This window comes from Steroidobacter agaridevorans (genome assembly GCF_009932555.1).
GTDB classification, from domain to species: domain Bacteria; phylum Pseudomonadota; class Gammaproteobacteria; order Steroidobacterales; family Steroidobacteraceae; genus Steroidobacter; species Steroidobacter agaridevorans.
Window position 1 is genome coordinate 100,454 of the sequence record NZ_BLJO01000012.1, and the last position, 19,211, is coordinate 119,664.

Consider the following 19,211-nt stretch of genomic DNA (forward strand, 5'->3'; position numbering starts at 1 on the left):
ATGAATACAGCCGCTGTTCTGCCTTTCCGTGCCGACAACCGGGCGACCCGCCCCGAGGCGCACCCGCTGCGCTTCGTCAGCGCCGCGTCGTTGTTTGACGGTCACGACGCCGCTATCAACATGATTCGCCGCCTGTTACAGGCCCATGGCGCGGAGGTCGTGCACCTCGGCCATAACCGCAGCGTGGCCGACATCGTCCGCGCGGCGATCCAGGAAGATGCCGATGGCATCGCCGTGTCGTCCTACCAGGGCGGGCATAACGAATACTTCGCCTACATGGTCGACATGCTGCGCGAGCAGGGCGTCGATCACATCCGTGTCATCGTCGGCGGCGGCGGCACGATTGCTCCGCACGAAGTCGAAGCGCTGGAGAAACACGGCGTCGAAAAGATCTATACGCCCGAAGACGGCCGCCGCATGGGCCTCGACGGCATGATCGACGACGTTTTCAAGCGCGTCGCTGCTTCGGCCAAGCCCAACTATGCCTTTGGCGCCGGCAGTTCGCTGGACCCGCGCGATCATCATCAACTGGCGCAGGCGATCTCACTGCTGGAAGGCACCGGCGATGAGGATGCTGCAGGTCAGGAGATCCGCAAGGCGATTGCGAAAGTGCAGGGTGGCGCGCCGGTCATCGGCCTCACGGGCACGGGCGGCGCTGGTAAATCCAGCCTCAACGACGAGCTGCTGCAACGATTCGTGCGTCATTTCCCGGATCGAAATATCGCGGTCGTGGCGATGGATCCGACGCGCCGTCGCTCGGGCGGCGCCTTGCTGGGCGACCGTATTCGGATGAATTCGCTCGCCGCGCCCAACGTGTTCATGCGTTCGCTCGCGACGCGTCGTCAGAACCTCGCAACCAGCGCGGTGCTGAAAGATGTCATCGGCCTGCTGCGGCTCGCGCAGTTCGATCTGATCATCGTCGAGACCGCCGGCATCGGCCAGTCGGACACCGAGATCGCCGACATGGTCGATGTGTCCGCGTATGTGATGACGAGCGAATATGGCGCGGCCAGCCAGCTCGAGAAGATCGACATGCTGGATTTCGCCGACGTGGTGGTGCTGAACAAGTTCGAGAAGCGCGGCGCTGAAGATGCGCTGCGTGACGTGCGCAAGCAGTGGCGTCGCAATCATCCCGATCGCGCCCGTCTGCCGGACGAGCAAGTGCCGGTGTTTCCGACCATTGCCAGCCGGTTCAACGATCCTGGCGTCAATCATCTGTTCTCGCACCTGTGCAAGCTGGTGAACGAGCGCTGTCTGGCGGCGACGGAGCGTCAGTGGTCGCCCGGCGATGTCGGGCCGATCAAGTTCGTTTCTCGCGACCCGCTGATTCCGGGCACGCGCAGCCGGTATCTCGCCGAAATCGCCGGTGCGGGACGCAAAGCCCGATCGAACATCGATGCGGTCGTGGACGCCGCTCGTCGCGCGTCGGGCGTGTATGAAACATTGCGCACGCTGCATGACGCGCGTCTGCCGGAGCCGTTGGATCGCTTCCCCGAAGATGCGCTCAACGATCAGTCGATCGATGCGACTCGTCGCGAGCTGCGCGCTGCTTACAACAAGGCGCTCGACGATGTCGGCGCCGAGGGTGTGGGCGAGCTGAAGCGTTGGCCTGCGCGGGTCAAGGGCGTCACCGACGAGAAGTATTCGTACAAGGTGCGCGACAAGCTCGTGACTGGCGACAACTACGTCACGTCGTTGAGCGGCAATCAGATGCCGAAGATCGCTGTGCCGCGCTTCAAGGACTGGGGCGAAACGTTGCAGTTCATCCTTTCCGAGAATCTGCCGGGCAGCTATCCGTACACCGGCGGCGTGTATCCGTACCGTCGTGAGGAAGAGGATCCGATCCGCATGTTCGCGGGTGAGGGCGGTCCGGAGCGCACCAATCGTCGCTTCCATTATCTCGCCAGCGGCCACGGCGCGACGCGTCTGTCGACGGCGTTCGATTCCACGACGTTGTACGGCGAAGATCCGGATACGCGTCCCGATATCTACGGTCGCACCGGCAACTCCGGCGTGTCGATCGCGACGCTCGACGACATGAAGAAGCTGTACTCCGGCTTCGACCTGTGCGCGCCGACGACGTCCGTTTCCATGACCATCAACGGCCCCGCGCCGATGCTGCTCGCCATGTTCATGAACACGGCGATCGACCAGCGCGTCGAACGTTTCCTGCGCGCTCAAGGCCGCTGGGATGCGGCTGAGAAGCGGATTGGCGAGATTCGCAATGAGATGAAGGCCAAGGGATTGAATCCTGCGATCTACAGCGGCGACTTGCCGCAGGGTCACGACGGCTCGGGCATTGCGCTGTTGGGCATCGCCAGCGACCAGCTGATCGCGCCCGGCGTGTTGAGCGCCGAGGAGCATGCCAAGCTGAAAGCCGAGGCGATGTCACTGGTCCGCGGCACGGTGCAGGCCGACATTCTCAAGGAAGACCAGGCGCAGAACACCTGCATCTTCTCCACCGAGTTCGCGCTGCGCATGATGGGCGACGTGCAGCAGTTCTTCATCGACAACAAGGTGCGGAATTTCTATTCGGTGTCCATCTCCGGATATCACATCGCCGAGGCGGGCGCGAATCCCATCAGCCAGCTGGCATTCACGCTGTCCAACGGCTTCACCATCGTCGAGTACTACCTGGCGCGCGGCATGAAGATCGACGACTTCGCGCCCAACCTGTCGTTCTTCTTCTCGAACGGCATGGATCCCGAGTACGCCGTCATCGGTCGCGTCGCCCGTCGCATCTGGGCGCGCGCCATGCGCGATCTCTACGGCGCCGGTCCGCGCAGCCAGATGCTCAAGTATCACGTTCAGACGTCGGGCCGTTCGCTGCACGCCCAGGAAATTCAGTTCAACGACATTCGTACGACGCTGCAGGCGATGTACGCACTGTTCGACAACTGCAATTCGCTGCACACGAATGCTTATGACGAAGCGCTGACGACGCCGACCGAAGAAAGCGTGCGTCGCGCCGTGGCCATCCAGCTCATCATCAACAAGGAGCTGGGCCTCAACAACAATCAGAATCCGTGGCAGGGCTCGTTCTTCCTCGAGCAGCTCACCGATCTGGTCGAAGAAGCCGTGTACCAAGAGTTCGAATCGTTGTCGGAGCGCGGCGGCGTGCTCGGCGCCATGGAGACGATGTATCAGCGCGGCAAGATCCAGGAAGAGAGCATGTACTACGAGAAGCGCAAGCACGATGGCTCGCTGCCGCTGATCGGCGTGAATACCTTCCTTTCGGATGCTGATTCGAACGAAGCCGCGAAGGGCGTGGCGCTGATTCGCTCGACCGATGAAGAGAAGGATTTCCAGGTTGCGGCTGTGAAGTCCTTCCAGCAACGCAATGCGGCTCATGCCGCGGAAGCCCTACGCAACTTGCAGAAGGTCGCCACGTCCGGCGGGAATGTCTTTGCCGAGCTGATGAACGCGGTTAAGGTATGTTCTCTCGGCCAGATCTCCCGCGCGCTGTACGAAGTCGGCGGGCAGTATCGCCGCAGTATGTAACTTGCAGCTAAGACACTGACTTCCATGTACAAAGCACCTCTCAAAGAACTGCGCTTCGCGATCCATCAGCTGATCGGCGACGAGCGTTTGGTCGGACTGTCCGACTTGCCTGACTACTCCACCGAGTTTGCCGACGCGGTGCTGGACGAAGCGGCCCGCTTTGCCGAGGGTGTGCTCGATCCCATCAATCGCATCGGCGATCGCACCGGTGCGAAGTGGACGGCCGAAGGCGTCCGCATGCCGGCGGAATTCAAGGCGGCCTATGCCAAGTTCGTCGAAGGCGGTTGGACGCAGTTGCGCGCCGAGGCGGAGTTCGGCGGTCAGGGCGCGCCCACCCTGCTGGGCACAGCCGTGGAAGAATTGTGGGCCTCATCGAATCTCGCCTTCAAGCTGTGCCCCATGCTCACGCAGGGTGCGGTGGAAGCCATCAATCAGTGCGGCTCGCAGGCGCAGAAGGAAAAGTATCTGCCGAAGATGATCAGCGGCGAGTGGACCGGCACGATGAACCTGACCGAGCCGCAGGCCGGCTCCGATCTCGCTGCCATCCGTACGCGCGCCGTCAAGGAAGGCGATCACTATCGCTTGTACGGTCAGAAGATCTTCATCACCTACGGCGATCACGACTACACGTCGAACATCATTCACATGGTGCTCGGTCGCGTCGAAGGCGCGCCCGCCGGTGTGCGTGGCATCTCGTTGTTCATCGTGCCGAAGGTGCTGGTGAACGATGACGGCAGCCTCGGCAAGCCGAACGATGTGCGTTGTGTTTCCATCGAGCACAAGCTCGGCATCCACGGCAGCCCGACGTGCGTGCTGTCGTATGGCGATAAGGAAGGCGCGGTTGCCTATCTGGTCGGCGAAGAGAATCGCGGTCTGGAATATATGTTCATCATGATGAACGCCGCGCGTCTGTCGGTGGGCCTGGAAGGCTATGCGCTCGCCGAGCGTGCGTATCAGCAGGCGCTCGAGTATTCGCGCACTCGCGTGCAGGGCAAGCCGAAGACGAAGAATGTGCCGGATGGCTCGAAGGTGCCGCCGATCGCGTATCACCCCGATGTGAAGCGCATGCTGCTGACTCAGAAGGCGTACACCGACGCGGCGCGTGCGGTGGCGTTGTACGCAGCGATGCAGCTCGATCTGGGTAAGCATCTTCCGGACGGGGATGAGAAGGCGAAGGCCCAGGCCCGCGGCGAGTTGTTGATTCCCATCGTGAAGGGCTGGTCGACCGAGCTGGGCGTGTCGATGGCGTCGCTGGGCGTGCAGGTCCACGGTGGCATGGGCTTCATCGAAGAAACCGGCGCGGCGCAGATCCTGCGCGACTCGCGCATCGCACCGATTTACGAAGGCACGACGGGCATTCAGGCGGGCGACCTGGTGGGCCGCAAGGTCGGTCGTGACAACGGTGCTGCGATGAATGCGCTCATCGCCGACATGCAGGCGGAGCTAGAGAAGATTTCGTCGAGCGATGCCGGTGTCGCGGCCAGCAAGGCCGCTGCGCTGGAAGGCGTCGCTGCGTTGAAGGATGCGACGGCGGCGGTGCTGAAAGATCCGGAAGGGGCGTTGGCCGTCTGCGTGCCGTATCTGATGCTGGGCGGCGTCGTTGTCGGCGGCTGGCTCACGGCCAAGGCGCACGAGCTTGCCGTTCGTCAGGCGTCTACCGATCCGGATTTCTTCGCGGCCAAACAACAGATCTCACGTTTCTATGCCGCGAACCTGTTGCCGGAGGCGCAGACGTTGTCGCGCGTTGTGAAGCAGGGTGCTGCGTCGATTCTCGAATCGGATCCAGCGAAGCTTTAAGTTCCGGCCGGAAGACCCACCCCCTTGCCCCCTCCCGTGAACGGGAGGGGGAACTCAATTTTTATTTTTTCAGGGGCGGGGCCAGGGGCCCCGCCGTGATCGCGGCCGGATGTATTGTTCTCAGCGATACGCGTGAGGATGCTCGACCCCGGATGAATTCTCCGGCGCGGCCGGTCATATCAGTGTGGGATATGGCTAAATCACATCCGGAGTTCGCTCGGATTGAGTCCGGCGAATATAACAATGCGTCATACAGCCTCCACTCCCGTGCTGGTCATCAGCGGCGCCGATGTGCGGTGTTTGCTGTCGATGGAGGATTGCATTCCCATCGTCGAGAGCGCGATGCGAGAGGTGTCACGGGGCGGGGCGCAGCTGCCCTTGCGCATCGGCTGTGTGCCGCCGGGCACGCCGAACATTCTGGCTGTCATGCCGGGCTATCTCGACGAGCCGCCGAGCATCGGCGCGAAAGTAATTGCTGTTTATCCCGAGAACGCTCAGCGAGGCCTGTCGTCTCACCTGGGCGTAGTGGTCCTGTTCGAGTCACGCGAAGGTTTGCCGCTGGCCATCATCGACGCGGCGTCGATCACCGCGTTACGCACGGCCGCGGCGACGGCGGTGGCGACCAAAGCGTTGGCGTCTGAAGCCGCCGCCGATCTGACGATCATCGGCACCGGCGAACAAGCGGCCGCCCATCTGCACGCGATCGGCCTGGTCCGCAAGCTGCGTTCGGTGCGTGTCTGGGGGCGCTCCAAAGAAAAAGCCTACGCGTTCGCCGATCGCGAAGCGCGGCCGGGACAGCCAAACATCGAAGTGTACGGAACGATTCGCGACGCCTTGCTGGGCGCGGACATCGTGTGCACGACCACCGGCTCGCGCGAACCCATCGTCGAAGGCGCATGGATCGCGCAAGGCGCGCACGTGAACCTGGTTGGAGCGAGCTCTGCTGCCGCACGTGAAGTCGACGACGCGCTGGTCCTGCGAAGCAGCTTCTTCGTCGACTTTCGAGGCTCGGCGCTCGCTCAGGCGGGGGAGTTGCTCAGTGCGATGGGCTCGAACGCCGCCAAACATATCCGTGGCGAGATCGGTGAGGTGCTCAATGGCAGCGTGCCCGGCCGCACCGACGAATTCGAAGTGACTGTCTATAAATCACTGGGCATCGCGGCGCAGGATCTCGCCGCGGCCCATGCGATCTATCAGCGAGCGCAGCAGCGCGGCTTGGGTGTCCGCGCCGAGTTGTGATCGCTGCTCCGGTGGGCTTCTTCGATGGCCACTGCCAGCGAATGCACGTCCGTAATCACGGTGAGCTTGTCCTGCTCGGCCAGCCAACGCCGGTTCAACTCGTGCAGCTTGCTGTTCGGATTGAAGCGGTTCAAATAAACAACGGTAGGCACGGGGCTGACGGCAGCCAGCGTCAGGCGCACCGCGTTGATCGTACCCAGTTCCGCATCGGCGACCAGGAGCATGCGATCCACTTCCAGGCGCCGCAACAGCTCCAGGCTGTCACCATCGCAAGCCAGCGGCGAGCGCACACCGCCCACGGTTTCGACGAAACCGATATCCACATCCGCAGGCCAGCGAGTCTCGCTGACGAGCTCCGACATCCACACCGGTCCTCGCCCCAGCGCCTGTGCAGCCATCGGCGGAGCCAGTCCGAGCGGATACCAGCGATGGGCGGGGCAGATCTCCGTGACTTCTTCTCCGCTCGCGCCGGCAAGACGCGCGGCATCGGTATCGATTTCATCCGGCCCATACGATTGCACCGGTTTTCGTGCCGCGACGCGCGAGCCCCGCAACTTCAGCGTTGCCAGCAGTTGCGCGGTCACCCAGGTCTTTCCTACTTCCGTGTTCGTGCCAATTACGCCAATCAATAGGGAAGGTCTGGAATCGATCACAGTCATTGCGTCTTGAGCGAAGTTCGAATTAAACAAAGTTGAATCTACCGAGCGCGGCTCTCAGGCTTTCGACCATCGCCTCGCTGTGAGAGGCCGACAGCGCAACCCGCAGCCGCGCCGTTCCTTTGGGAACGGTGGGTGGGCGAATTGCCGGCACGTGGATACCGACTTCCCGTAACCGGGCCGCCGCGCCGAGCGCGGCCGCATCGTCACCGAGCACGATGGGCACGATGGCGGACGGGTGACCCGGGCGAAGCATATCGACCAGCGAGCGCAAGCGCGCTCGCAAATGATTGCCTTCTTCGCTGCGACAGATCCGTACCGCCGCCGCGGCCGCCGCGGTATCGGCGGGTGACAGGCCGGTAGTGAAAATGAAGGTCCGCGCGCGATTGACGAGCAATTCGATCAAGCGGCTCGAGCCGGCGACGAAGCCGCCCAGCGAGCCCAACGTTTTCGACAAGGTGCCGACGTGCAATACCTCTAAATCCCGGGTTGCCGCGAGCTTGGGGCCAAGCGCCGCGTGCGCCTCATCCAATATGAGCAACGCGCCATGCTCGCTGCACAACTCTGCGAGCGCAGGCAAGGGCGCAGTGTCACCGTCCATGGAGAACACCGATTCAGTCACCACGATTTTCCGACCTGGAGTTTGTCTAAGCAGGGTCTGCAGGTGCTGCAGATCCAGGTGACGGTAAATCAAAGTGCGCGCTTTGGCCAGACGACAACCGTCGATTATCGAAGCGTGATTGAGCTCGTCGCTAAAAAGCGTCACGTCCGTTTCACCGAATGTCGTGAGGACGCCAAGATTTGCTGAGTACCCCGACGAGAACACGAGTGCGCGCTCCGTTTGGTTCCATTCGGCGAGCAAAGATTCCAATTCGTCGTGCAGGCTGCGGGTGCCGACGATCAGGCGCGAGGCCATTGCACCGGTGCCAAAGCGTTCAATGGCGGCAATGGCCGCGAGCCGCACCTGGGGGTGGGAGGAAAGGCCGAGATAGTCGTTGGAGGCAAAAGAAACAAGCCGCTGGTCGCGCACCCGGCCTTCGGGGCCGTGCCCATCGAACGGCACCGTCTCGCGATATCTGTTGATGGCGCGCAGGCCGGCCAGCTCGCGCTCGGCCCAGGAATTCCAGTGCGTCACGCTGTTTCCTCCAGGGCTGCGGCGAGCGTCTCGACGATGCGTTCGATCTCCGCTGCGGTGATGGTGAGCGGCGGCACGATCGTTATGACAGGCCCCATGGAGCGAGACAGGACACCGCGTTTGACCATCGCTGTACAAGTCCGGCGCGCCAGCTTGGGATCGTCGCTCGTATCGAGCTCGACCGCGCCCATCAAACCCTGCAGACGAATATGTTTGACGCGCTTGAAGGGGCGAATGCGCGTCTCGAGCCCGGCGCGCAGTTGAGCTGAGCGCTCGCGAACGTTGTCAAGGACGGGCAGAGACGCTATCAGCTGTAAATGTTTGAGCGCGACGGCGGCGGCGAGCGCATTGCCGCCATAGGAGTGGCCGTGATACAGCGTCTTCTCGCTCAGGTCCGGGCCGAGGAAGGCGGCGAACACCCGTTGGGACGCGACCGTCGCCGACATGGGCAGATAACCGCCGGTGATGCCCTTGCCCAGACACATCAAATCCGGTCGCAAGCCGCATTGCTCGGAAGCGAACAGCGTGCCGGTGCGGCCGAAGCCGGTCGCAACTTCATCGCAGATCAGCAGCACACCGGTCTCGTGACAGGCTTTGCCCAGCTCGGCGAAATCCCCAGCCGGCGCGATCGACATGCCGGCCGCGCCTTGCACGAGCGGTTCAACGACCACTGCCGCGAGCTTGCGGTGATGCTCGCGAACCATCTGAGCTGCCGTGTGCAGAGCGCCCGGCTCGGTGAACGCGGGAGCGCGCAGCACGGGGAAGCGCAGCGGATCGAAAATCTGTGTGCCGAATCCACCGCCGCCCAACGAGAGCGAGCCGATAGTGTCGCCGTGATACCCGTCGCCGAAGGCGAGGTAGGTCGTGCGGCCTTGTTCGCCTTTGTTGGTCCAATATTGGAACGCGATCTTCAACGCCTGCTCGACCGCGGCGGCGCCGTCGGATGCGAACAATGTATGTGCTCGATCCACCGGCACGACCCGAGCCAGCGCTTCGGCGAACTCGATGACGATGCGATTGCCATTGCCGAGCATGGTCGAGTGAGCGACACGGTCCAGCTGCTCGCGCAAGGCTTGATCGAGCTCGGGGACGCGATGGCCCAGCGTGGTGACCCACAGCGACGAGATTGCGTCCAGATAACGGCGCCCTTCGACGTCGATCAACTCGCGTCCCTCGGCGCGTTCCACGATCACCGGGCTGTTCGCCCCATAGCAATCCATTTGGGTAAAGCCGTGCCAGACGCTGGCGGCGTCGCGTTCGAGCCAGTTCATGCTGTCAACCTCGTCTACGGAATCAGGTAGACAGTGTAAGCGAGTATGATGCCGCGATGGAAAAAACCTATATTTCGGCGGAATCCCTGTTGCGGGACTCGCTGGCGCTCGGGGTGCAGATCGTCCGCAGCGGCTTTCGGCCGTCGTTCCTGGTGGGTGTGTGGCGCGGCGGGGCGCCAATCGGCATCTCCGTCCAGGAGGTGCTGGAATTCAACGGCATTCACTGCGACCACATCGCGATCCGCACCTCGTCCTACGAGGGTATCGATCAGCAGTCGAAGACAGTGCGCGTGCACGCGATCGACTATCTGGTGTCGCAGCTGAGTTTCGAGGACCAGTTGCTGTTGATCGACGATGTGTTCGATTCGGGACGCAGTCTCGAAGCCGTGGTCGCCGAGCTGCAGCGTCGCTGCCGGCGCAACATGCCGGAGCAGGTGAGGATTGCCACGGTCTATTACAAGCCGACCAGGAACACCAGCTCACTGCGACCGGATTACTTCATTCGCGAGACCGATCAATGGCTGGTGTTTCCGCACGAAGTGCAGGGACTGACGCGCGCAGAGATTCTGGCGAACAAGCCGGTGGAAGAAGATTTCTTCCTGCCCACGTCGCGGACCGATAAATAACTCAATTACCTCTCAGCAAATCCACGAGCGTCAGCGCGACCACCGCAGTCGCCTTTCTCAAGTCGTCGAGGCGCAAACATTCATCCGCGCCGTGCCCGTTTGCTTCCTGCAATGTTTTAGGGCCAGCGCCGTACAGCACGGTGGGAATGCCCGCTGACGCGTAGTGTCTCGCATCCGTGTAGAGCGGCACGCCCTGCACTGGGATCGCGACACCGAATTCTTCTTCGGCATGCGTGCGCAAAGCGATGACCGTGCGGGCGGCGCCGGGCAGTTCGAGCAGCGGCTCGGCCAGCATGATCCGTTTGATCTCGAGCGTGATGCCGGGGCGAGAGGAGACGGCGTTCGCGATCAGCGAGCGCAGCTGCGACTCTGCCTCTTCGGCCGACTCTTCCGGAATGATGCGACGTTCGAGACGCAGCGTGACCCGGTCCGGCACGACATTCGTATTGATGCCGCCCTCGATGAGGCCGATGTTGAGCGTGGCGCTCTCGATGCCAGGCACTTTCGAGCGCTTGTGAGCCAACTCCTGTCGGTGGGCATACAGCGCGTTGAGAATATCGGTGGTCGCCTCGAGCGCATCGACCCCGGTCTCAGGCATCGCGGCATGACCGGACCTGCCGTTCACCACGACTTCCAGATGCAAACAACCGTTGTGCGCGCTGGTGACGGCGTATGAGAAACCGGCGCAGATTGCCAAGGCGGGTGTGCTCAGACGCTGCGATACCAGACGTTTCGGTCCGATGTTGCCGCCGACTTCCTCGTCATAGGTGAAGTGCAGCTCGACCACGCCATGCAGCGGCACGCCTTGCTTCTCCAGATCGATCAAGGCGAGCAGGGCCCACGTATAGGTCGCGAAGTCCGATTTGCTCACGGCGACGCCACGACCGAACATCACCAGCCCATGATCGGGATCGTCGATGATCTCCGCGCCGTACGGATCGCGAGTCCAGCCCTGGCCCGGCGGCACCACATCGCCGTGCGCATTGAGCGCGATCGTCATGCCGCCGCGGCCGAAGCGTCGCCGCACGATGAGATTCGTGGCAGAAATCATTCCATTCGCTTTCGCGACCTGCGCGGGCACGACGTCTGTTTCCACTTCGAGATCGAGCAGGCTCTCGAGGAGCTCGTGGGCGCGCTCGGCCGCTGGCGCGCAATCGCCCGGTGGATTGTCGCTGGGCACACGCACCAGCTCGGCGAGAAACTCGACTTGCCGGATGAACTCGCGCTCCAGGAAGGCATGCACCAAGGCACGGGGGGACGCAGGCATTCAGCATTCCTAATTGTTGAGAGGGCGAGAGATCAATCGCCGGTGCCTTTGGATCCGATGCAGCATTATAAAGAGGCTGCGACGAGCGAACGCACCCTGCTTGCGTTGACGAAACATTGACATTCACTCCTGTTTGGAACCATCGAGAAGGCGAATCGCTTAGTAGGGGACCCGATTGCATCGGAAACATCTGGAGGGATGAGACATGCGTGCCTTTGCTTTGCTAGCCGTGACTGCGGTGGTGTTCGCGGCCGGTTGCGCGAAAAAGGATGACACCTCTGACATGAATACGCCGCCGGCCGATACCGCGCCGACGACACCTGCTCCAATGCCGGCTGAACCGGCGCCGAGCCCGACTCCGTCGGATACTCCGCCGCCTCCGGATAGCACCACGACTACGCCTCCGCCGGCTGAGGGTACGACTCCGCCGCCCCCGGCTCAGTAGTAGCCATTCAGGACCGTGAGGCGGCGTCGTCGCGACGCCGCCTCACTCATAACTGCCGATAACTTCCTTATCACCGCGGCGTTACTGACACGAGCCGCGGCCTGCCTGCAGAATCGCTGCCCCTCATTCAGGATCGATGGCAGTGCGTATGAATATTCGCTTCTGGGTGGCCCTGGCCGGCTTGCTGCTGGCGCCGGCCGCGTTCTCGCAGGAGCTGCTCAACGCGTCGTATGACGTGGCGCGCGAGCTGTTCGATGACATCAATCCGGCGTTCATTGCCGAGTGGAAAAAGCAGACCGGCAAGACGCTCAAGATCCGACAGTCGCATGGCGGCTCGTCCAAGCAGGCACGTTCGGTCGCCGAAGGCTTGCCGGCCGACGTGGTGACATTCAACCAGGTCGCCGATATCGAGTTGCTGCACAAGGCCGGTCTGCTCGGCGCCGACTGGCGGCAGCGGCTGCCGAACAATGCTTCGCCATTTTATTCGCTGCCGGTGCTGCTGGTGCGCGAAGGCAATCCGAAGCAGGTGAAAGATTGGAGCGATCTCGCCCGGCCTGGCATTCAGGTGGTGTTCCCCAATCCCAAGACTTCGGGCAACGGCCGATACACCTATCTCGCTGCTTACGCGTACGCGCTTGCGCAGAACAAAGGTGACGAAGCCAAGGCGAAAGACTTCGTGACCCGGCTGCTGGCGAATGTGCCGGTGTTCGACACGGGCGGGCGCGGCGCCTCGACGACATTCATCGAGCGCGGTATCGGCGATGTGCTGGTGACGTTCGAGTGCGAGATCACGGCGATCCGTCGTGAGTACGGCAAGAGCAAGCTGCAAGCGGTGATGCCGTCGATGAGCCTGCGCGCCGATTTCCCGGTGGCCGTGGTCGATAAGGTCGTCGATCGCAAAAAAACGCGCGAAGCAGCGACTGCGTACTTGAAGTATCTATACAGCCCAGCGGGACAGGACATCATCGCGAAGCACTACAACCGGGTGAACGACGCCAACGTCACCAGGAAATACGCCGCCCAGTTTCCGGCCATCAAGCTGGTGACGGTGGACGACGTGTTCGGCGGCTGGGATAAAGTGATGAAGGTGCACTTCGCCGACGGCGCCATCCTGGATCAGGCGCTGGCGAAAGCGCCGGCGCGCTGATCGCAATCGATCCGCAATTTCGATCAAATGGGCGCGGGCAGGCGGGACGACAATGGCGTCGTCTCGTGAGAGTTCGCCATGAATCCGATCAACAGCGCGCTGTGGTACATCGAAAGCCATCTGACGACTGACTTGTCGCTCGAATCGCTCGCCGCGCAGGTCAATGTCTCACCGTACTATCTGACTCGCGCTTTCAATCACCTCTCGGGTTTTTCCATCATGCGTTATGTGCGTGGCCGCCGCTTGAGCGTGGCTGCCCGCGCCCTCGCGAATGGCGCGCCCGACGTGTTGTCGATCGCATTGGAAGCCGGCTATGGCTCTCACGAGGCGTTCACACGGGCGTTTCGCGACCAATTCGGGATGACGCCCGAAGCGGTGCGCGCGCAGCGCCGTATCGACAATCTCGCCATCGTGGAGCCCATCGCCATGACCTACCAGCAACTGCCCGAGCTCGATCCGCCGCGCTTCGAGCAAGGCAAGGCGTTACTGCTTGCCGGCATCCGCGCGCGTTACAAATGCGACAACAAGGCCGGCATTCCATCGCAGTGGGAGCGGTTCCTGAATTACTTCGGCCACATCCCCGATCAAGTGGGCAACACCGCTTACGGCGTCGTCCACAACGTCGACGATGCGGGCAATATGGAATATCTCTGCGGCGCGCAGGTCAGCGACTTCTCGAGAACGCCTCCGGAGCTGAGCACGCTTCGTATCGCCCCGCAGCGCTATGCGATTTTCAAGCATCGCGAACACATCTCGACCATCAGTGGCACGTTCGCGGCCATCTGGGGTCAATGGGTGCCGGAGTCGGGCCACGAAGCGGTCGATGCGCCGCTGCTCGAAGTCTATGGCCCCGACTTCGATTCACGTGCCGGTCATGGCGGACTGGAAGTGTGGGTGCCGATCAAGGGTTGACGTGCGGATTCTCGGCAGGCTGTCCGGATAGCTCTTTTGCAGGAAGGCGATGAGCTTCTCGCGTACGTCGCAGCGCAAGTCGAAGGCCTGGCCGGCGTCGCGCGCGCTGACGATCACACGGACCTCGACGGTGTGCTGTTTCGTGTCCGTGACCTGCAGTGCGCTCACTTTGCGATCCCAGAGCTGAGATGCCTCGAGGATGCGCTGAAGCTCGGCACGCAGCGGAGCGAGCGGCACGTTGTAGTCGACATAAAGAAACACCGAGCCGATGACATCCGCGCTGGTGCGTGTCCAGTTCTGGAACGGCTTCTCGATGAAATACGAAATGGGCAGCACCAGCCGGCGCCAGTCCCAGATACAAACGACCACGTAGGTGAGCGTGATCTCCTCGATCCGGCCCCATTCGCCTTCGACGATCACCACGTCGTCGATGCGGATGGGCTGCGTCAGCGCGATCTGGATGCCGGCCAACAGCGTCGCGATGCTCTTCTGCGCGGCGAAGCCAAGGATGATGCCGGCCACGCCCGCGGACGCGATGATGGCTGTGCCGAAGTGACGCACCGATTCGAACACCATGAGCATCGATGCGATGGCGATGAGCGCCACGATGGAAGTTACGATCTTCCGCAGCATCGTCACTTGCGTATAGATGGCTCGCGCGCGTCGATTGTCGCTGACGGAGAGCTGGTGTCGTTGCAGGATCAGCGAAGTGCCGACGTGAATCAGCTGCAGCCCGACGTAAGCCAGGGTCGCGATGAGCAGGATGCTGGTCGCGTCTTTGACGATGGCTTCGGTTTTCGAGGACACCGCCAGCGCCGGCGCTCCGAGCAGAATGGCGATGAGCGGCAGCACCCAGCGCACGGCGCGCCCGGCGAAAGGAATCAGAATTTCGCTCCAATCGTTGTCGGTACGCGCGGCGATCTTGCGTAGTGCCGTGTCCGCCGTGACGCCGATGCGGACCAGTAACCACGTGATGCCGACCAGCGTGCCGAGGCCTTGCCACCACTCCAGCGCGGTGAGCGCGGTCGCCGAGAACTTGTATTCCTCGAGATCGGCAACGATGGTCGATGCCACCAGGTACAAGCCGTTGACCCAGATCAGGAACGCCAGTGGACGGATGCACCGGGTAGCGCCACGCCAGATCCATTCACGAATCGCGGCCTGCGTGCCGTCTTCCATCGGCATGTGAGTGTTCGTCTCGCGCGCCGCCTTGTACTTGATGAACCAACTCAGAATTACATGCGCCAGTGCCAGCCCCAGGAGCACACTGGCGACCGTGATCCAGGTCGCCCGGTCGAGACTGGTGAACGCCGCGATCGACTCTTGCATGAAAATCTCCGTCAGGGCGTGCGCGGATCGCGGTGAGCCGCGCACCAAGTCTTCTTAACCAAGAAGCGCGCGCAAAGTTCGATCCTGAGTGCCGGCAGCGTCGGTAATTCTGGGAACACCGCGCTTCGGGGCTGCGTTGTTTTGCGTGTCCTCATCCAACGACAACTGCGACAAGCCCGCGGTGCCCCAGCCGAGAAAACTCGGTGTGTCGGCCCAGATCGACAAGGACGCCTTTCGCACCCGCTTCCGTCAGCGCTTTTACGATCCCGCCTTCGATGGCTCGATGGCGCAGATCGATGCATTGGCAGAGATTGCTTGGGAGGCGTATCACGAGGGTCGCAAATCGCCTCGCACGCGCGCGGCCGGGCCAGAGTTCGAGAATCCGGAATATCAGCTGTCCGAGCAATGGCTGCAGACGCGCGACGAAATTCGCAAAGCGCAGCGCTTGCACGAGGATGCAAAGGGCCCGGCTCGGATACTGCTGATCAGCGGCGCGGCACGCCACGAGCAGACCTGTCCGGGCGAGGTATCGAAGAGCTATCGCTTGTGCCAGGAGGCGGAGCAAACATTGGTAGCCGAGCGAGCGATCGTCGATCTGCTCGATCTCAGTCATCTGACGGCGGAGTACGGTCGAGTCATCTATCCGTGCAAGGCTTGTGTCGCGACGGCGATGCCGTTGTGTCATTGGCCGTGCTCTTGCTATCCCAATCATTCGCTCGGCCAGGTCAACGATTGGATGAACGAAATCTATCCGCGCTGGGTGGCGGCCCATGGCGTGATGATCGTGACGCCGGTGTATTGGTATCAGGCGCCGTCGCCGTTGAAGCTGATGATCGATCGCCTGGTCTGTGCCGATGGCGGCAATCCGGATCCCACGCGCACCGATGGCAAGAACGCGAAGAAGGCCAAGGCCATCGAGCTGGAAGGCTGGGATTATCCGCGACACCTCAAAGGACGAGCGTTCTCGACGGTCGTGCATGGCGATGCCGTCGGCGCCGAAACGTTACGTCGCAATCTGCACGACTGGCTGTGTGACATGGAGCTCGTGCCGGCCGGCGGCGACGCGAATATCGATCGTTATATTGGTTACTACGAGCCGTATGCGACCAGCCATGTGGCGCTCGACAAAGACCAGGCGATTCAGCAGGAAGTTCGCAATGCAGCCCGTCTGCTGTTGCAGACGGTGACTCGGGTGCGAACGGCCAGGCCGCCCAAGGGCGACGGCGTGCGCGATCCGCGCCCGAAGTAGGGGCGCCTGTTCAATATAGGAAAAGGACTATGGCTCCCGCAGGCCATGCAGTTGCATGGCAGGCGGCTTCGCGCCATCCTGCCGCGCAGTCCAACGGAGACCTCAATGAGCGAAGTCCTATACGAAGAGCGCGGCCGGGTCGCGATCGTCACGCTGAATCGCGCCGATGCACTCAATACGTTCACGCACGAGATGCGCATCGGCATCATCGACGCCTTCAAGAAAATTGCGGCCGCCGAGCACATTCGCGCCGCTGTCTTGACGGGCGCGGGCCGCGGTTTCAGCGCCGGCGCCGATCTCAACAGCCTGCCGCCTTCTGGCGAGCAGGTGGCGGGAATGCTGGAAAAGGAATTCGGTCCCGGCATTCTGGCCATCGCCGACCTGCCGAAGCCGGTCATCGGCGCGGTCAACGGTTTCGCCAGCGGTATCGGCGCGGGATATGCGCTCGCTTGCGACATGTTGGTGATGGGCGAGAAATCATTCCTGCAATTGCCGTTTGCGAAAATCGGGCTGGTGCCCGACGGCGGTCTCACATGGCAGTTCGCCGAGCGGCTCGGCGCGCGGCACGCGTTTGAATTGGCGCTCATCGGCGACCGCATTCCGGCGGCCCGTTGTGTCGAGCTGGGCCTGGCGAATCGAGTCGTGCCGGATGCCGAGCTGATCAACGAAACGTGCGCGCTCGCCGAGAAGCTGGCCGACGCGCCGCCGTTGGCTTTGGCGGGCACGAAGCGACTGCTTCGTCGCGCGCATGTGTTGGATCTCGCCGGCGCCATTCGCGAAGAAGGGGCGATCCAGAAAGTTTGCATCGACAGCCAGGATTTCCGCGAGGGCGTAAAAGCGTTCTTCGATAAGCGGCCGCCGCAGTTCACCGGCCGCTGATTCGACCGGTGAAATCGGTCGTCTTCACTGCCCTGTCGGGATTGCCCGAAATTCTCGCAGGGCAGGATCTGTCGCAGACGATTGCGGCAGCCGTCGAAGGCGCGGGCCTGGCGCCCGCGCCGTTCGATGTGATCGTCGTCGCACAGAAAATTGTTTCTAAAGCCGAAGGGCGTATCGTCGACTTGCGCACCATCACGCCGTCGGCCCGCGCTCTGGAGTTGGCGGCCCGGACTCGCAAGGACGCGCGCCTGGTGGAAGTCGTGTTGTCGGAGTCACAGGAAGTGCTGCGAGCCGTGCCCAACGTGCTGATCGTGCGCCATCGGCTGGGCTATGTGATGGCCAACGCCGGCGTCGATCGCTCGAACGTTCCAGGCGCCGCGCAAGACCAGGTGTTGTTGCTGCCTCGAGACCCGGATGCCTCCGCCGAGCGTTTGCGGAATGAGCTGAGCACGCGTTGGCAAGTCCCCGTGGCGGTGCTGATCAGCGACAGTTTTGGCCGGGCCTGGCGCAACGGCGTCGTGAATATCGCCATCGGAGCGGCCGGACTGCCATCCATTATCGACCGTCGAGGCGAATATGACAGGGAAGGTCGCGCGCTGGAAATGACGGAGGTCGGCTGGGCCGACGCCGTCGCTGCCGGCGCCGCGTTGGTCATGGGTGAAGCAAACGAGGGAACTCCAGTGGTGATCGCACGAGGACTGCAATGGACGGCGAGTGAACGTAACGCGGCGGCGTTACTGCGCTCCAGGGATCAGGATCTGTTCCGATGACTCAGGTATTGGCGCTGTCAGGAGGGATCGGCGGAGCCAAGCTCGCCGAGGGGCTGCAACGCGTGTTGTTTCCCGGGGAGCTCACTGTCGCGGTCAATACCGGCGACGATTTCGAGCACCTGGGACTGGCGATCTCGCCCGATCTCGACACCATGATCTATACATTGGCCGGCATGCAGAACCCGGAGCTCGGCTGGGGCCGCGCCAACGAAAGCTGGAATTTCATGGCGGAAATCGAGCGTCTGGGCGGCGAGCACTGGTTCCGGCTCGGCGACAAGGACCTGGCCGTCCACATCGAGCGCACCCGCCGCCTCGATGCTGGCGAAAAGCTGTCGGCCATCACCGCCGACTTCGCGCGCCACTTCGGCATCCTCGGCAAGGTGGTGCCAATGACGAACGACCTGGTGCGCACGATGGTGATCACCGACGAGGGCACGCTGGATTTTCAGCACTACTTCGTCGGGCGGCGCTGCGAGCCGGTGGTCAAGGGGCTGGCATATGCGGGCGCGGCCGATGCGGAGCTGGTGCCTTTCATCGACGAGGCGGTGCAGGACCCGTCGCTGCAAGCCATCGTGATCTGTCCGTCGAATCCCTGGCTGAGCATCGGGCCGTTCCTGGAAATGCCCGCGTGGCGCCAGCTCCTGGTCGAGGCGACGGTGCCGGTAATTGCAGTCTCGCCGCTGGTGAATGGCCAGGCGGTCAAAGGGCCGACCACCAAGATCATGAGCGAGCTGCAGCTCGAACAGTCGTCGGCGACCATCGCCCGTTTCTATGAGGGCATCATCGACGGCCTCGTGCTCGACAGGTCGGAAGCGCACCTGGCGCCGCAAGTCAGCATGGCCACGCACGTCACGGCGACGCTGATGAAGACAGCGGCAGACAAGCAGCGTGTGGCCCGGGAGGTCATGGATTTCGCCCGCTCGTTTAGCAAGTTGTAGGACGCTCCGGACCGCGAAATGGCACAATTGCCGCCCGGTTTCGGGACGAG

At 62.5% G+C, this 19,211-nt stretch carries 15 protein-coding genes; 10 read left to right on the forward strand and 5 right to left on the reverse strand.

Annotation, left to right across the window (positions count from 1 at the left end; all coding sequences use genetic code 11):
• From GYH35_RS32830 to GYH35_RS32840, 3 genes are all read left to right on the forward strand, one after another.
• Complete coding sequence (locus GYH35_RS32830) at positions 1-3,501, forward strand: methylmalonyl-CoA mutase family protein (protein WP_161830575.1); 3,501 nt, start codon at positions 1-3, stop codon at positions 3,499-3,501.
• Positions 3,502-3,525: 24 nt separating this feature from the next.
• Positions 3,526-5,298 carry an acyl-CoA dehydrogenase gene (locus GYH35_RS32835; protein ID WP_161830576.1) on the forward strand — a complete coding sequence of 591 codons (1,773 nt, stop codon included), beginning with the start codon at positions 3,526-3,528 and terminating at the stop codon, positions 5,296-5,298.
• A gap of 243 nt (positions 5,299-5,541) precedes the next feature.
• Entirely contained in the window at positions 5,542-6,537 is a 996-nt protein-coding gene (locus GYH35_RS32840) for an ornithine cyclodeaminase family protein (RefSeq protein ID WP_202624953.1), read from the forward strand.
• Here the strand turns inward: GYH35_RS32840 and bioD are convergent.
• Genes bioD through bioA form a run of 3 tightly spaced genes read right to left on the reverse strand, consistent with a single transcriptional unit; the run spans position 6,492 to position 9,599 of the window.
• Positions 6,492-7,196, reverse strand: coding sequence for an ATP-dependent dethiobiotin synthetase BioD (gene bioD, locus GYH35_RS32845; protein WP_161830577.1), 705 nt, complete (start codon positions 7,194-7,196; stop codon positions 6,492-6,494). The two genes, GYH35_RS32840 and bioD, sit on opposite strands and share 46 nt — an antisense overlap.
• A 22-nt stretch (positions 7,197-7,218) precedes the next feature.
• Positions 7,219-8,328, reverse strand: a complete 1,110-nt coding sequence (locus GYH35_RS32850) for an aminotransferase class I/II-fold pyridoxal phosphate-dependent enzyme (protein WP_161830578.1) — start codon at positions 8,326-8,328, stop codon at positions 7,219-7,221.
• A complete protein-coding gene (gene bioA / locus GYH35_RS32855; protein ID WP_161815414.1) occupies positions 8,325-9,599 on the reverse strand; it encodes an adenosylmethionine--8-amino-7-oxononanoate transaminase in 1,275 nt (424 codons plus the stop codon). The genes GYH35_RS32850 and bioA overlap by 4 nt, the downstream gene beginning before the upstream one ends.
• Before the next feature lie 56 nt (positions 9,600-9,655).
• Between bioA and GYH35_RS32860 the strand changes: the two genes are divergently transcribed.
• Positions 9,656-10,225 carry a phosphoribosyltransferase gene (locus tag GYH35_RS32860; RefSeq protein WP_161815413.1) on the forward strand — a complete coding sequence of 190 codons (570 nt, stop codon included), beginning with the start codon at positions 9,656-9,658 and terminating at the stop codon, positions 10,223-10,225.
• Position 10,226: 1 nt separating this feature from the next.
• On the opposite strand, the gene GYH35_RS32865 is transcribed toward GYH35_RS32860, so the two are convergent.
• The gene (locus GYH35_RS32865) at positions 10,227-11,492 is read right to left on the reverse strand and encodes a M20/M25/M40 family metallo-hydrolase (RefSeq protein ID WP_161830579.1); all 1,266 of its coding nucleotides are present in this window, start codon (positions 11,490-11,492) and stop codon (positions 10,227-10,229) included.
• 587 nt (positions 11,493-12,079) lie between these two features.
• On the opposite strand from GYH35_RS32865, the gene GYH35_RS32870 reads away from it, so the two are divergent.
• A complete protein-coding gene (locus GYH35_RS32870) occupies positions 12,080-13,084 on the forward strand; it encodes a sulfate ABC transporter substrate-binding protein (protein ID WP_407700240.1) in 1,005 nt (334 codons plus the stop codon).
• 78 nt (positions 13,085-13,162) lie between these two features.
• Positions 13,163-13,996, forward strand: coding sequence for an AraC family transcriptional regulator (locus tag GYH35_RS32875; RefSeq protein ID WP_161830581.1), 834 nt, complete (start codon positions 13,163-13,165; stop codon positions 13,994-13,996).
• Here the strand turns inward: GYH35_RS32875 and GYH35_RS32880 are convergent.
• A complete protein-coding gene (locus GYH35_RS32880) occupies positions 13,946-15,325 on the reverse strand; it encodes a mechanosensitive ion channel family protein (protein WP_202624957.1) in 1,380 nt (459 codons plus the stop codon). The genes GYH35_RS32875 and GYH35_RS32880 overlap by 51 nt on opposite strands.
• A gap of 145 nt (positions 15,326-15,470) precedes the next feature.
• Here GYH35_RS32880 and GYH35_RS32885 point away from each other — a divergent pair, with 145 nt between their 5' ends.
• The 4 genes from GYH35_RS32885 to cofD all read left to right on the forward strand — a co-directional run bounded on the left by GYH35_RS32885 (position 15,471) and on the right by cofD (position 19,161).
• The gene (locus GYH35_RS32885; RefSeq protein WP_161830582.1) at positions 15,471-16,574 is read left to right on the forward strand and encodes a flavodoxin family protein; all 1,104 of its coding nucleotides are present in this window, start codon (positions 15,471-15,473) and stop codon (positions 16,572-16,574) included.
• A 105-nt stretch (positions 16,575-16,679) separates the two neighbouring features.
• A complete protein-coding gene (locus GYH35_RS32890; RefSeq protein WP_161815408.1) occupies positions 16,680-17,453 on the forward strand; it encodes an enoyl-CoA hydratase/isomerase family protein in 774 nt (257 codons plus the stop codon).
• Between the two features lie 8 nt (positions 17,454-17,461).
• On the forward strand, positions 17,462-18,223 hold the full coding sequence (gene cofE / locus GYH35_RS32895; protein WP_161815407.1) for a coenzyme F420-0:L-glutamate ligase: 762 nt from the start codon (positions 17,462-17,464) through the stop codon (positions 18,221-18,223).
• Complete coding sequence (gene cofD / locus GYH35_RS32900; RefSeq protein ID WP_161815406.1) at positions 18,220-19,161, forward strand: 2-phospho-L-lactate transferase; 942 nt, start codon at positions 18,220-18,222, stop codon at positions 19,159-19,161. Before cofE ends, cofD begins: the two co-directional genes overlap by 4 nt.
• The last annotated feature ends 50 nt before the right edge of the window (positions 19,162-19,211 follow it).

Bases quoted from the DNA above. Each gene is read 5' to 3' on its own strand.
- GYH35_RS32830 (WP_161830575.1), top strand. From the start codon at position 1: ATGAATACAGCCGCTGTTCTGCCTTTCCGTGCCGACAACCGGGCGACC.
- GYH35_RS32835 (WP_161830576.1), top strand. From the start codon at position 3,526: ATGTACAAAGCACCTCTCAAAGAACTGCGCTTCGCGATCCATCAGCTG.
- GYH35_RS32840 (WP_202624953.1), top strand. From the start codon at position 5,542: ATGCGTCATACAGCCTCCACTCCCGTGCTGGTCATCAGCGGCGCCGAT.
- bioD (WP_161830577.1), bottom strand. From the start codon at position 7,196: ATGACTGTGATCGATTCCAGACCTTCCCTATTGATTGGCGTAATTGGC.
- bioA (WP_161815414.1), bottom strand. From the start codon at position 9,599: ATGAACTGGCTCGAACGCGACGCCGCCAGCGTCTGGCACGGCTTTACC.
- GYH35_RS32860 (WP_161815413.1), top strand. From the start codon at position 9,656: ATGGAAAAAACCTATATTTCGGCGGAATCCCTGTTGCGGGACTCGCTG.
- GYH35_RS32865 (WP_161830579.1), bottom strand. From the start codon at position 11,492: ATGCCTGCGTCCCCCCGTGCCTTGGTGCATGCCTTCCTGGAGCGCGAG.
- GYH35_RS32875 (WP_161830581.1), top strand. From the start codon at position 13,163: ATGAATCCGATCAACAGCGCGCTGTGGTACATCGAAAGCCATCTGACG.
- GYH35_RS32880 (WP_202624957.1), bottom strand. From the start codon at position 15,325: ATGCAAGAGTCGATCGCGGCGTTCACCAGTCTCGACCGGGCGACCTGG.
- GYH35_RS32890 (WP_161815408.1), top strand. From the start codon at position 16,680: ATGAGCGAAGTCCTATACGAAGAGCGCGGCCGGGTCGCGATCGTCACG.
- cofD (WP_161815406.1), top strand. From the start codon at position 18,220: ATGACTCAGGTATTGGCGCTGTCAGGAGGGATCGGCGGAGCCAAGCTC.